Annotated in this window: 13 protein-coding genes; 3 read left to right on the plus strand and 10 right to left on the minus strand. The window is 60.8% G+C overall.

The features are described 5' to 3' along the window. Positions 1 to 41 precede the first annotated feature (41 nt). Positions 42 to 1,172 (minus strand): NAD(P)/FAD-dependent oxidoreductase, encoded by a 1,131-nt coding sequence (locus LNV06_RS02845; protein WP_263536719.1) that lies wholly within the window; start codon positions 1,170 to 1,172, stop codon positions 42 to 44. Between the two features lie 318 nt (positions 1,173 to 1,490). Here LNV06_RS02845 and LNV06_RS02850 point away from each other — a divergent pair, with 318 nt between their 5' ends. The 3 genes from LNV06_RS02850 (at position 1,491) to LNV06_RS02860 (ending at position 3,963) form a co-directional block, all read left to right on the plus strand. Next, positions 1,491 to 2,471: a response regulator gene (locus LNV06_RS02850; protein ID WP_263536720.1), complete on the plus strand. Its 981-nt coding sequence runs from the start codon at positions 1,491 to 1,493 to the stop codon at positions 2,469 to 2,471. Positions 2,472 to 2,485: 14 nt separating this feature from the next. Next, positions 2,486 to 3,247: a hypothetical protein gene (locus LNV06_RS02855; protein WP_263536721.1), complete on the plus strand. Its 762-nt coding sequence runs from the start codon at positions 2,486 to 2,488 to the stop codon at positions 3,245 to 3,247. Positions 3,248 to 3,399: 152 nt separating this feature from the next. Then, positions 3,400 to 3,963 carry a hypothetical protein gene (locus LNV06_RS02860; RefSeq protein WP_263536722.1) on the plus strand — a complete coding sequence of 188 codons (564 nt, stop codon included), beginning with the start codon at positions 3,400 to 3,402 and terminating at the stop codon, positions 3,961 to 3,963. A gap of 9 nt (positions 3,964 to 3,972) precedes the next feature. Here LNV06_RS02860 and LNV06_RS02865 read toward each other — a convergent pair whose 3' ends face one another. From LNV06_RS02865 to LNV06_RS02905, 9 genes are all read right to left on the minus strand, one after another. After that, positions 3,973 to 4,908, minus strand: a complete 936-nt coding sequence (locus LNV06_RS02865; protein ID WP_263536723.1) for a DHH family phosphoesterase — start codon at positions 4,906 to 4,908, stop codon at positions 3,973 to 3,975. 407 nt (positions 4,909 to 5,315) lie between these two features. Beyond that, on the minus strand, positions 5,316 to 6,170 hold the full coding sequence (locus LNV06_RS02870) for a DUF2971 domain-containing protein (RefSeq protein WP_263536724.1): 855 nt from the start codon (positions 6,168 to 6,170) through the stop codon (positions 5,316 to 5,318). A gap of 59 nt (positions 6,171 to 6,229) precedes the next feature. Further along, entirely contained in the window at positions 6,230 to 9,307 is a 3,078-nt protein-coding gene (locus tag LNV06_RS02875) for a DUF927 domain-containing protein (RefSeq protein ID WP_263536725.1), read from the minus strand. Continuing rightward, positions 9,304 to 9,504, minus strand: a complete 201-nt coding sequence (locus tag LNV06_RS02880; RefSeq protein WP_263536726.1) for a hypothetical protein — start codon at positions 9,502 to 9,504, stop codon at positions 9,304 to 9,306. The genes LNV06_RS02875 and LNV06_RS02880 overlap by 4 nt, the downstream gene beginning before the upstream one ends. Then, complete coding sequence (locus LNV06_RS02885; RefSeq protein WP_263536727.1) at positions 9,501 to 9,821, minus strand: hypothetical protein; 321 nt, start codon at positions 9,819 to 9,821, stop codon at positions 9,501 to 9,503. The genes LNV06_RS02880 and LNV06_RS02885 overlap by 4 nt, the downstream gene beginning before the upstream one ends. After that, positions 9,818 to 10,000 carry a hypothetical protein gene (locus tag LNV06_RS02890; protein WP_263536728.1) on the minus strand — a complete coding sequence of 61 codons (183 nt, stop codon included), beginning with the start codon at positions 9,998 to 10,000 and terminating at the stop codon, positions 9,818 to 9,820. Before LNV06_RS02890 ends, LNV06_RS02885 begins: the two co-directional genes overlap by 4 nt. A gap of 313 nt (positions 10,001 to 10,313) precedes the next feature. After that, positions 10,314 to 10,853, minus strand: a complete 540-nt coding sequence (locus LNV06_RS02895) for a hypothetical protein (RefSeq protein ID WP_263536729.1) — start codon at positions 10,851 to 10,853, stop codon at positions 10,314 to 10,316. Positions 10,854 to 10,912: 59 nt separating this feature from the next. Then, entirely contained in the window at positions 10,913 to 11,200 is a 288-nt protein-coding gene (locus tag LNV06_RS02900; RefSeq protein WP_263536730.1) for a helix-turn-helix transcriptional regulator, read from the minus strand. 66 nt (positions 11,201 to 11,266) lie between these two features. Next, complete coding sequence (locus tag LNV06_RS02905) at positions 11,267 to 12,226, minus strand: hypothetical protein (RefSeq protein WP_263536731.1); 960 nt, start codon at positions 12,224 to 12,226, stop codon at positions 11,267 to 11,269. Between the last annotated feature and the right edge of the window lie 198 nt (positions 12,227 to 12,424).

Genomic DNA, 12,424 nt, shown 5'->3' on the forward strand with positions numbered 1-12,424 from the left:
TTGGGCCGAGGCTTAGGCAACCAGGGCCGCAGAGATTCAGCTCAGGCAAGCTCCAAGCGCTGCACGACCTCTTCGGCCAAGGCCAGGCAGCTGGTCAAGCCCGGGGACTCAATGCCCAGCAGGTTCACCAGTCCCGGCAGACCATGCTGGGCCGGGCCATCGACACGGAAATCTGGCGCGGGCTCATTCGGGCCATGAATCTTGGGCCGCACGCCGCTGTAGGCCGGCTGCAGCGAGGCGTCCGGCAAAGCGGGCCAATACCGCCGAACATCCGCGTAAATAGCTTGTGCGCGGCCGGCATCAACTTGGTAGTCCAGTTGGTCGGGGCTGCGGATTTCTTCGCCCAACCATTCGGCATCAGGGCCGAAACGCGCCTGCCCGGCCAAGTCCAGCGTCAAATGCACGCCCAGCCACGCGTCTTGAGGCAAGGGGTAAATCAAATGCTCAAAAGGTGAACGTCCTGCCAAAGAAAAATAGCTGCCCTTGCTGAAGTGCGCTTGGGGCTGATGGGCCGAGCCAAGACCTTCGGTCTGCTGAGTCAACTGCGGCGCCCACAGGCCCGCTGCGTTGATCACTCGTTGCGCCAACAACTCCATCTCGACACCGTCGGACTCCACCGTCAGCCGCCAGGCGCCAGCCTCAGGTTGCATGTGCAGCACCTTTGAACACAGGGCCAAAGCTCCGCCTGCGGCCTCAAGCTCCCCTTGCAAAGACAACATCAGACCGTGACTGTCCACAATCCCGGTAGACGGGGACAGCAAGGCTGCTTCACATCGCAAGGCGGGCTCCAGCGCTTGCGCCTCAGTGGCAGACAGCCATTGCAAATCATGCACACCATTGCCCTGGGCTTTGGCGGCCAACGCTTGAAGGCCGGGCAGTTGATCGACCCCGGTTGCGACCACCAGCTTGCCGCAACGTTGATGCGCCACCTGGTGCGCCTCGCAATAACCGTACAGCAGGTCACGCCCGGCTACGCAGAGCTTGGCCTTCAAAGACCCCGGCGGGTAATACAGGCCCGCATGGATGACCTCGCTATTGCGCGAACTCACCCCACTGCCGATTTGCTTGTCTTGCTCGAGAACCAAAGTTTCCATGCCCCGCTGCGCCAAAGCCCGCCCCACAGCCAAGCCCACCACGCCCGCGCCTATCACCACTGCATCAACTTTTTCCATCAGCCTATTGTGCGATGCACGCCACAAATCGCCGCTGGGCCGCCGAGCAAAAAGACAAATCGAAACTTTCCTGCACCCCAGCTTTCGCCAACTATTGCGCGCCCTGCGCACAAGATAGGCCTCGGGAGCCAAAGTGTCGGCGAAACACCCCGCTTTTTGAGCGATCGCCAAGCGCCACTACGCTGACACTCCGCAGCCATCGAGCTCAGCAGTTATGGGCCACCTCAGGCCATCGTCAAAAACGATGCGGGGATCAGGGAGCCAATCAAAGAAAGAACAGTGGAGTCATGGTGAACCCATGACTGCGAGGGCACCATCATGTCTGCTAGCGCGAATGCGGTCGGCAAACGCATCTTGATCGTCGACGACAGTCGAGCCATCCAGGCCATCATCCGCCGGGTACTCGAATGCGAAGAACTGGGTGAGCTGGATTTTCAAACCGCCAACGACGGCGCTGAAGCGCTGGACAAGGTCCAGGCCTTCAAGCCCGACTTGGTCTTGTCGGACTGGCATATGCCGGGCGTTTCCGGCATTGAGTTGCTGCAAGCCTTGCGGCAAACCGGGCACAACAATATCGCCGTCGGCTTTGTCACCACGGACCGCGCCACCGAATGCCAGGCGCAGGCGCGCAGCAATGGCGCCTTGTTCGTGCTCAACAAGCCTTTTGACAACCAGGCCTTGCGCAATGCCGTGGCCATGGGTTTGGGTCGAAGCGCCTTGGCTCCTACCTCCGCTGCGACCCACAAGATCGCAAGCGACAGCCCGGCCAAGACGCAAGTCGCCGCAACAAACAAGGCAGAGCAAGCAGCCATCGAATCGCTCGCTCAAGCACAGCATGCCCTGTTTGCCCATCTGGGCATGCGCGGTTTCGACTTGGTTCGCGCAGAAAGCCAAGAGGCCTTTGTGCAAAAGGGACCGCAGCTGATCGCGCTGTATGGCAGCGCCGGCCGCAAAGGTGTTTATGCCGTGGGGCTGCTGGACTTTCCGGCTTGCTGGATGCTGGGCGGCCTCGCCGCGGGCTGCAGCCCACAGGAAATGCAAAGTACCCGCGAAGCCGGCAAACCCAGCAACAAACAAATCGAGCAAGCAACTCGCTTCATGCGCGCAATGGGGCCTTTGCTCAAGAAGCGCAGTCCGAGTGACGAGCCAACGTTGAACACCGCAAGGCTGTCCAGCCAAGCCCTGGAGCGGCTCGCCAGTTTGACCGAATCCAATGCAGGCCGCACCGACCTGCACCTGCGCATTCATTCGCTGGGGGTGCATGGCGAAGCGCGCTTGAGCTTCATGCTGACGGTTTGAGCATGAGCGCGTCGATGTCTCTGGAGGACTTTGCCAGCATTGCGGTGCTGTGCGCCAATGCGGTCTTCATCGTCGTCTCAGTGGCGAGCTATCTGCGCATGAACGCGCACGAGCAGCGGCGACAACAGTTCATCGTGCGCGCGCTCAATGACACGCGCGACAGCGGCCGTGAACTGAAAGGCGTGGCACGAGAGCTGGCCCGACTGATGGAGCGGGCCGAACGCATGCGCCTGTGGCAACGCGGTGGATCCAGCGAGTCCATGGGGCACTCTTCCTCCGATTGGGATGCGGAACCCAGCGCTGACATCGGCCCCGAGCCCGATATGCAAAGGCTGCGCCCGCTCGACTCACCCGCCAGCATGCAGCCCGAGGCTTATGCGGAATGGCGCCGTTTGCACCAAGTGGAGCTGGATCGCGTGCTGCAACAGCGCCGGCGCTTGCAAGACCAACTGGCCACAGCATTGCAACGTCAGCAAGAGGCCGAACGCCTGCTGCACCACTCCCGATCCCGTTCTGGCAGCAACTCCGAGTCCCGCAGCGAGCCCAATGGTCGCGAACGTCAACTGCTGCAGCATGCTCAATCACAGCTGCAAGAAGCCCTGCTGCGCAGCGAAGACGGAGAGAGCCAGCTGCAGAAACTGCGCAAACAGTTGCAGACGCTGGAAGGTAGATTGGAACGCAGCCTGATCGAGAAGGACTTCATCGAAGACCATTTATTGCGACTTGATCGACAAGAACGGCAACAGCAAGAGCAGGGCTTGGTAGCCAGCCCCTGATTGGCGGCACAATCGCTACCCTGCTTGGCTTCGATTGGCGAACGTCCGGATAGCGTACGCAGCGATTCAATCATTCCGGCCAAATGCTCGAAAAATGCACGAGCATCAAACAAGCAAAATTGTCTGCAATCAATCTCTGAAGGATATCAAGCATGGGTCGCCCCGTTCTTATCAGCGCTGGACTGCTGGCCTTGGCCCTGGCATTCACGGCCCCCGCACGCGCCGACTTCGAACTGGTGGACAAAAAAGGCCGCCGCATCGTGTTGAAAGACAACGGCACTTGGCGTTATGTCGATGCTGCCGACAACACCGCCTCGGCCGCCGAGGAAAAGAAACCGGAAGTCAAACTCGACGAGATGCTCGAGTTGCAGATCACCCGTCGCGTAGAAAGCCCTGGCGGTTGCAGCTTCGAGTTGTCACTGGCCAACAAGCTGCCGTTCGAGGTGCGCAATCTGGTGCCAGACTTTTCCGCTTACCGGGCGAACGGCCTGGTTCATTCAACGCAACTGACCAGCTTTGCCTGGATCAAGCCGAGCGAAGTTCGCAATAAAACTGTGCAATTCAATGGCATCGCCTGCTGGGATATTGCTCGCCTACAAGTGCATGGCGCGGACCGCTGCGAAGTCGGCGACTTGAACAAGTTCACCGAGGCCAAGGGCAAGTGCCTGGCCGCCATCAAGGTCCTGCCCAGCGACTTGCTGACATTCAATAAGTAAGGACCTAACTCAGGCTTCAGATGGGGCCTGAGCCTCAAAGCGACCACTGAGCAAGGCAGGCAAGCGCTCCACACCCATTCGGAAACCGCAGGCCTGGGCGTGCCCACCACCGCCCATGCTTTCGGCCAGCGCAATGCAATCAAAGTGGCGCTGCGAACGCAGCCCACACTTCACCGCACCGCCCTGCCCGGCACTCCACATCAAGGCAAACGTGCCTGACTTGGCGGAGAGCAAATCCCCCACCAGGCTGTGGAACATGCCAGGCGCATTGACCATCAAACCCTCAATGCCATTGAAGACCAGGGGCTGAGCCCCTTCTGCCAAATCGGCGCAGAGCTTGCGATACTTTTCGTCCATGGCTGCGCCGCGCGCCATAAAGGCCGTGAGTTGCTCTGGCGTGAAAGCCGCCAAGGCCTGCCAGCGTACAAAGTCTTTTTCCTCCATATCGAGGGCAGACAAAAAGGCGCCGCTCTCCGGGTATTGCCATGCCCAGATATCACGGTCCTCGATATAGCGCACCAGAGCAGGAACCTCGCCCTCGGAATGGAAAAACTCCCAGGCCAGGCGAGCGCCAGACTTGCTCATGTCGAAGTGCAAAACACCGCAGCGGCAGGCATAGCCGCTCAGCTTTTCGGCCGCGCTTTTGTGATGGTCCAGCAGCACCAGTTTGGCCACCCCCGCCTCTTCAATGGCGCTCAAAATCTCTTGCGGGAAGGAGAAATCCAGGATGTAAACCGCTCTCCCAGCCAACGCAGGCAAATCAGCCACGCTTTGAACCTGGCCATGATCCAGGCCGATGAACTCCGCCTTCCCCTCGTAATAGATCCACGCCGCCAAAGCCGCAGCAAAGCCATCGGAACAGCCTTTGCCGTGATACAGAACCAAAGGCTGCGGATCCGTTTTGGACGGAGCAATCAGCAGTTGCAAGGGAAGAATGGATTTCATGGCGCACCAATTGAAGAGAGGCGAGGCACAAGCAGCTATCGCCATCGTATTGAACAAGAAAAAAGCCCTAAGTGTTTGAAAACTTAGGGCTTTTTGATGAGGAACTCTGCCGCGAGGCAGAGCTTGCAATGGACCGGGGTCACTTGAACTCTCCTATGAAAACGCCTTTTTTCAATGCCGAGTTGCCCCCAAAGTTGCCCCCAGACACACAATGCTGCACCGCTTCGCAGCGGCCCGGATGCTACCTCCGAAACTCTCCGAGTTTGCCCTGCCCTAAAAATCAACGGGAACAGCGGGAACACGGGAACGGCAAGGCGCAAACCCGCATGAACACTGGCGTTTTCTGTTCCCGTCACCGGCTGAAGGCTGTTCCCGCCAATACATGCACGGGAACAACTCAAGGCGTCTCATGCGCTGACGAAGCTCCAGGAGTCGGTCTTGGTGAGTCGCACCCGCTCGGCCTTTAAAGCGAAGGAAAGGTTGTCAAGGTGGAGTTGCCAAACGTGAATGTTTGGGGCAGCTTCCGCCAGCCATTCGGCGACTTGCTTCCGTTGATTGTTTCCTATGTCAGCACCCAATAAAACACCCTTCAGTGCCGGTAGAGGGTAAGTTTGAACCCGGACTGCCTCACTCCCTGCATCTGTCGGAAATCGAAAGTCTCTCCATTCGTCCTCGTATCGCCACACATCATGTTTTACACAAAGCGCTTGCTGCATACGTTCTTGTTGCGCCTCGTCGTCCGCAGGATCCTGCAGACCGCAAATTTTTGGGCGTAGCGGCGAATAGTGAACTCGATGCAGTTTTTCGAAGTACTCGTGCCTGCCGTCGAAGCACAAGCTTATGCCTTGGTGCTTTGAGGCATAGTGCGCCCACATGAGGGAATGTTTACCGCGCGAAGATAAGCACAGCACGCCAATCGTGCCAACAGCCTCCCTTAGAAGTTGATTCTGTGCCCTCCTGGTAGATGGCTCTTGAAGTTTCTGCAAGTACTTGACTAGGTCTTCTTGAGTCAGTTTTTTCACCTGGTCTGCCGGTAACCCTCTCCGGCTCAGGCTTTCGACCAGGCGCCTTTGTAGGCGGGCTGGCGTAACACCGCTGGCGTCATGAACTGGCGAACAGTCGAACGGGTCGTTGAACTTCAAAGGACTCTGGTAGTAGAGCTTCTGTGACACCAGGGCTTGGCGAGTGAACTCAATGCTCCGTTCATCAAGGCTAAGGTACTTAAAAACATGCCTCGGCCGATGTTCTTTTCGATTGTTCAAATGACCTCCAAACGGGCATATTGCCCGGCTGCAGATCATAAAAAACTGGCCTACCTAGTTCACAGTTCATCCGCAAAAATGCTTGGCTTGATGTGATAGACCGGCGCCAGGCCCATTCCGGGCAAGCGCTGTTTGCTGGTCGTCCGGTCTTTCTCATGGCGCAGATGCCCGCGCCGCTTCAGTAAAGTCGCCACCGCCCCAGCATCAAAGCCCTTGGCTACTTCCTGGCGGAAGGACTCAGGCAGCACCATGAATTCAACTTGAGCTGAAAGCCGCTCGTTTGATTCGGGGGCGCTGTGACGCTCCAAGTAGTCGGTAGCTGCATCGAACTTCAGTGGTGTTCCACATTCGTCCACCAACCGCTTGAAACCGGCCCGGTAGGGTGTGTTCCCCCGGTGGTCATCCATGGCCCGATGGCTCCAGGTAAACAGCGCATCTCCGTTCTTCTCAAGCCAGGCCTTCACCTGGCGCAGCATTGAGGCCTCTTCGCCGTTATCCATGTGGCCACGCGCACCCAGCCAAGCATCAAAGCACTTCCGCACGGCAGCCGAGGCCTCCCCTGCCTGCCAACCCGTGATGCCCGCCCGCGTTGCCAGCTCGCCCGCCACAGCAACCACCGCAAAGCGATTGCCAACGCGGAAAACCTGCTGCGCCGCTGCAGCCGGCACAAGCGCCGACTTCTGAGCCTCGATCAGCGGCCCCAGCTCGGCCGGCAGTGTATCGAAGCACCCGGCCAGCCATTCCACCCAGGCCCGGCCGGCTGAGCCGTAGTGCTGGCCAGCGTTATGGGCGATGCCATCGGCCAAAGCCTGTGCAGAGCTGAAGCCATGCAGGCATTCAAGACCGCCCATGCCAGCGCCCGCGTCTAAGGGTATATCCACAAAGCGGACCTCTTGCCCTGCCCGCATGTCCTTGCCAGCCTGGCGCATGTGGTCACCAAGGCCCAGCTCGCCCGAAGACAGGAACAACAGCCGCCAGGTGCGCCGCCGCTTGGCCAGGCCGCCACGGGTGGCCCGCCCCTTCTCTTGCTCATTGGCCAGCATGTAGGCGCATTCGCCGGCTACCTTGGGGTCGAGCTGGCCGAACTCATCAAGGATCAACAGTGAGTCACTGTGCTGCACGGCCGTAGCCTCCAAGGCGTTATCCGTGGTGCGCCAGCGCTGCATATAGGCGGGCGGTCCGTACACGCTGGCCGCCACCTTCAGGGCCGTGGTCTTGCCTCCGCTGGAGTCGCCCCGGTACTGGAAGCCGCCGCTCTCCACACCTGCCAGGCGCAACAGCGGCCCAGCAAATGCACAGCACAGCGCAAACATCAGGCGGGAGTTACCTACGGCCAGCGCCGCCACGGCATCACGCCAGGCCACCAGCTCGCCCCGCTGCTTGTACTGGTCATCAATGCCGCCCTCGCTTTGGTAAACATAGCGCTGGCCCTCGGCCTGGCCGATGCTCCCCGAAGGCAAGACATACACGCCACCATGCCAGCCCACCCGATCCGTGCTTATCGCACGGGCCGAAATGCGCCGGGTGTCGATATAGCGGGCCAGCAGATTGCGGGCCTTGGTTCCTGGCGCTATCTGTAGACCCATAGCCCGAAGATAGCCAGCCCACTCGCTACCCTCGCCGGCCAGCATCTGCGCAGGCATTGCCCAGGCCTTGGAATTTCCATCCGGGTCTTTGAACTCCAGCAGATAGCCCCAAGCCTCCGCGCCATCGTTGCGAGTCTTTGCGATCACTTCCAGGCGGGCGCACACCCATTCGGGCTTGCGCTCGTTTCCCTCAGCATCACGCGACACGAAAAACAAGCCCTCGGCCGACAAGTGGAAGGGGTCCGCAGGGTCTTGCCCATCTTGGCCGCCTCCACCCTTCCCCCCATGCCCACCAGAAGAACCGCCCGCGCTTGCAGCGCTGTCAGCCTGGCGCTTCGGCAGATGCACTACTTTGCTGGTCCCCTTGCTCGCTCTCGCTGCGGCCGATTTCTCAGGCGCCGTAGCATGGCACTCAAGATCAGGCCTTGGGTCCGCTGCATCAGGCCTTGGGGCCAGGCTCGCCTCTGCGGGCGCATTCGACACCGCAGCGACCGGCAAAGACTCCACGGCCGCATTCACCAGCGAAGCCACCTTCTCCAAACCGGCCGCCGCGTGCAAGTCGTTGAAGTCGTTACAACCACTGTCCGGGAACACTTCGCCGGCCACTGCGCCGGCCGCTTTCATGGCTCTCAATACTTGAGCCGAAGCAACCCTGCCCGGATTCTTGCCGGTCCGCTCAGCCGTGGCCGTATCGTCATCACCGCACACCAAGAAGGCCGCGCCAGGGTAGACCGTGCGCAGCTCCTTGGCTACTGCGACAAGGTTGCCTGCATCAAAGCACACCGCCACAGGTCGCCCCGAAGCCTCATGAATGCTGGCCGCCGTGGCGTAGCCTTCAGCCAGGCACAGCACTGCAGCGCCGGCCGGTTCACCCAACCAATGCAGCATGCCGGCCTTGCGCCCGCCTGAGAGAAAGCGCTTCTCACGCCAGCCCCGCGCCTCTTGCTCAGGGGTAGGCTTGGCCGGGGCGATGCGCTGCACGTTCTGCAGTTCACCGGCCGCATTGCGCATGGGCACCAGCAGCATGCCGTCTGCAAGATAGCGCACCCCGAAGCCCTGCACACCCTTGCGGGCCAAGTACGGGCTAACGCCTGTTTGCAGCGCATCGCCCCACAGCTCGGCCGCATCCTTGGCCGCCTGCTCGGCCCGCTTTCGGTAATCGGCCGCCTCGGCTTCGCGTTGCTTGCGCTTGCGCTCGGCCTGGCGCTCTGCTTCGGCCAGGGCCTCTGGGCTTGGCTGTGCATGCGCCTGCATGTTGTCCGCATCTGGAAAGCGATAGCCATGGTCTTTGGCGATGCCAAACAATGTGCCCACCGTGACGCGCCCGCCTGCCTTGATGCTGCGCCAAGTATCTTTGGCCGCCGTGGCGCTGTAGTCGCTGCCCTGCTGGCTCCAGCTGTCCCACAGTTCGAAACCATCGGCGCCCAGCTCGGCTTTCACAGCCATGGCCAAGCGCACCCAGGTTTCGCGGTCTACATCGGGAGGGATGCAGGCCAGGGCATCACGCACCAGGGCAGGCGTAATGACCCGCCCGGCTGTTTTCTCTGTCATGAGCCGCCGCCTTTCATGAATCCCCTTGCTCGCATCCAAGCTTGGGCCTCGCTCAAATCCAAAACTCCAACCCTTGCCTTGGCCGGCGCACTCATTGCCAAGCGAATCTGGCGAATGAATGGGTTTGAAGAAAACGCCAAAGCAGGGGAAGCTTTGCGGCCAGTGTTCTTTTCGTGACTCGGCTTGCGGGCGCTCATGGCTGCACCTCCGAACCCTTGAGCTTCAAGGCAATAGGACTGCCGGGCATGGCATGGAAGTGCGGAACGAAGTCCCAGCAAACCGCCTCAGGGAACAGAAAGAACCGCTGCTCGGTGGTGTAGCCGTCCGCGTAAACAAAGGCATCAAAGCTGGAGTCCACCGGCTCACCGGCCGCAGCCAAGCGGGCGACGATTTCAGCCACAGCAGACACGCGGCAGGCCTTGGCAATCTCACTGCTCAAGGCGCCGGCTTTTCCTTTTGACGCCAGAAAGCGCTTCACTCGCTGGCTCTCGGCCGCAATACGCCGGGCGCTCATGGCTGCACCTCCTGGCCTTCCAAGCGGTTCAGCAAGGGCAAGGCCACCTGCCAAGACATGCGGCCACGCAAGGCCGCCTTGAGGACGATTCGACGCGCCACACGGCGCAAGTAATGAGCGGGGGCACCCTCGGTAGGGCGTGGCAAAGCGGCAAGCATGCCGCTGGCTTTGGTAGTCATGGTTTCAGGCTCCGTGATGAGCTGCTGGAAACCACCGCCCCACGTTTTCAAGCGCAGGGGGTGGGCGGGATGTTGAAAACACGAATCACGTCGTGCGGCCACCCTTACGGATAGGCCCATCCCGCCCATAACTTGGAAGTCTGGACGTGACAAAGCCGCTCTGTCGGGGCGGCTAACCGCGTGATTTGAGGTGTTTTCAAGCACCTGTCGGGAATGTAGCACGCTGTGCCTTTTCATGGTCTGGTTCATCGAGTCGCGCTCAAGTAGCGCGGGCGCATTGGGCCTGAGATGGCTCAAGCTGGGCGAGGTGCAATCACTCAGGTTCTGCCGTACTGTCTGCCTGCCAGAAAAGCCCCGGTTTGCTCTGAACAACGAGGCGGCCGGTGTCCTCCCAAGTGATGCGCAAGACCTCGCCGCCAGGTACGCCAGGCGAAGGCGGCAGAGTCAGGACTTGGGCGCGCAAGCGTTCCCCATTGAATGCCGCAGGCGAGAGACGAAGGCCACCAGGCCGCCGCATTTCGTGACCGTCTCGCGGCTCCAGAATCGCAGCATTGGCAAGGAAGTCAGCCCCATCACAGAGCGCACGGAAGCAGGCCCAGCCCCTAGCCTGGCTTGGGTCGCGTTTGAGCGCATCGCCAATCAGGTTCAGCAGCCGGCGACACAATGCCGCATCCGACAAGGGCCATGGTTGAGGCCCAGGGTCATAGCCTTTTGGGAACAAAGGAAGATAGCCGGCATCGGGGTTCCGCTCCAATGCATCGCAGGCCGCTTGCAGCAACGCGATCCCAGAGTAGGAGGCCCGAAGCAAGACAATGAGATCCCGCGCAATTGGAAGATCAACGGCAGTATCCATACTGCTCAGGATTGCCAACGGATCAAGACGGCGGCCGTGGGTTTGGACCGGAGCGGCGCTCATTGCTGCGCACCCTCGCCGCCGGATACACCAAGCACAGAGGCATTGCCGCCGCTCTGTGCGTTCACCCCAGAAACTGAGGCGATACGGTCTTGGACCCACTGCAGGACGGCGGATTCCGGCCAAGCCACGCAGCGGGGCGTGACCTGCACGCAGCGCGGGAATTGGCCGCGCTTCATAAGTAGGTAAATGGTGGACTTCTTCATGCCTGAAGCGGTTTCCACATCAGGAAGCCGCAAGAGGCGGTCACGTTTGATCTGCGGGCGGTTTTCGGATACGAGTTGCACTTTGTTGACTCCATCAAGACCCCGAGGGGCAATGACGGAATGCTCGGCGAGGATGCCCGGAACGGGCTAGCAGATTCCGGTTCCGTTCCGGGTTCCGGCCTCTACTGGCCAAGAGGGCACACGCTGTTTATTGAGACTTTCGCGGGCTTCGTTGCCTTGGGTGATGCGCTTCGTCAACGTACGCCAGGCATTGGCCCAGCCCTTGTTTGCCAGCTCGGACAAGGCCGCTTCTTTGCCCAAGCCAGCAGCTATCAGCGCGTCATAGGCGGTGATGAAAGCCACGGCGTCAGCTATCCTCCAGGTCTTCCCGATGACAAAGCCATCGGGCGGCGAGGCCGTCGCAAGGGCCGCAACCTGCCTAGCCTTGATCGCCGCCGAGTCCACACGCACAACCGGGGCCGGCATCAGCGCTGGCCACAGCCGCACCGCGTCCGCATCCGACACCCCCAACACCGCCCCAGGGGCTAAGCCTGGCGGCCGGTCTACAGCATTGATACGGCCAGCCTTCAGGTTCTCTAGCCAGTAATTCAGCAGCCATGCATTGGCGTTCCGTTCCGCATCCTCTGCCGTCGAGTCATTCAAGTTCAAACGCAGCTTGCCGACTCGTTTGGCGCTCGGATTCGGGCTCAAGTAGTGCGGCGCTTCGTCACATGGCAAAACAGGACCCGGCGAGGCCATGCCCCACCCATGGGCATGACTGTTCCGTAATGCGTAGGCCGAAAGCCTCTCGGCAGGCCTTACGGGATGCAGCACCAGCAAAGATGAAGAGTCTTCTTCCGCCAGCGCCGCCAGCAGCTCGGCCATCGCATCAAGCGGGGCCGCCCGCTTCGCCTGTCCCATTGGCTGCAAGTAAGCCAACAGTCGCCGCGCCGGTTTGCCATCGAACCAGCGCGGCGCCTCAGCCGCAGCCGCTTTCGCTTCCTGCAATTCGCTGGCAGGAGTGGCACAGGGCCAGGCTCTGAGGTATTGCCGCACCGCCCCTTGCGCATGACGCTGCAGCGCGGGCAAGTCATATTCCTTCAACATAGGTCCCCCTGCCCCTGCCGAAAAAGCACCGCGCCGCCTGGCAGGGTTTCAGGCTTGCCGGCTGTAGCTAGCAGCCGGAGGCGCGGTGCAGCCGCGATCCTGCAGAAATGTGCGGAACAAGTGACGCCCAGTTGTTCCGGGCGGCGGCGTAAGGGGCCGGGGAGCTGCCACCCGCGCCACGCTTCCGCCCGCGTCCGT

The organism is Paucibacter sp. Y2R2-4 (assembly GCF_025717535.1).
In the GTDB taxonomy this organism is placed as follows: domain Bacteria; phylum Pseudomonadota; class Gammaproteobacteria; order Burkholderiales; family Burkholderiaceae_C; genus Paucibacter_A.

Excerpts from the sequence above, each read along its gene's own strand:
- LNV06_RS02845 (WP_263536719.1), bottom strand. The coding sequence starts at position 1,172 with ATGGAAAAAGTTGATGCAGTGGTGATAGGCGCGGGCGTGGTGGGCTTG.
- LNV06_RS02850 (WP_263536720.1), top strand. The coding sequence starts at position 1,491 with ATGTCTGCTAGCGCGAATGCGGTCGGCAAACGCATCTTGATCGTCGAC.
- LNV06_RS02855 (WP_263536721.1), top strand. The coding sequence starts at position 2,486 with ATGTCTCTGGAGGACTTTGCCAGCATTGCGGTGCTGTGCGCCAATGCG.
- LNV06_RS02860 (WP_263536722.1), top strand. The coding sequence starts at position 3,400 with ATGGGTCGCCCCGTTCTTATCAGCGCTGGACTGCTGGCCTTGGCCCTG.
- LNV06_RS02865 (WP_263536723.1), bottom strand. The coding sequence starts at position 4,908 with ATGAAATCCATTCTTCCCTTGCAACTGCTGATTGCTCCGTCCAAAACG.
- LNV06_RS02875 (WP_263536725.1), bottom strand. The coding sequence starts at position 9,307 with ATGACAGAGAAAACAGCCGGGCGGGTCATTACGCCTGCCCTGGTGCGT.
- LNV06_RS02880 (WP_263536726.1), bottom strand. The coding sequence starts at position 9,504 with ATGAGCGCCCGCAAGCCGAGTCACGAAAAGAACACTGGCCGCAAAGCT.
- LNV06_RS02885 (WP_263536727.1), bottom strand. The coding sequence starts at position 9,821 with ATGAGCGCCCGGCGTATTGCGGCCGAGAGCCAGCGAGTGAAGCGCTTT.
- LNV06_RS02890 (WP_263536728.1), bottom strand. The coding sequence starts at position 10,000 with ATGACTACCAAAGCCAGCGGCATGCTTGCCGCTTTGCCACGCCCTACC.
- LNV06_RS02895 (WP_263536729.1), bottom strand. The coding sequence starts at position 10,853 with ATGGATACTGCCGTTGATCTTCCAATTGCGCGGGATCTCATTGTCTTG.
- LNV06_RS02905 (WP_263536731.1), bottom strand. The coding sequence starts at position 12,226 with ATGTTGAAGGAATATGACTTGCCCGCGCTGCAGCGTCATGCGCAAGGG.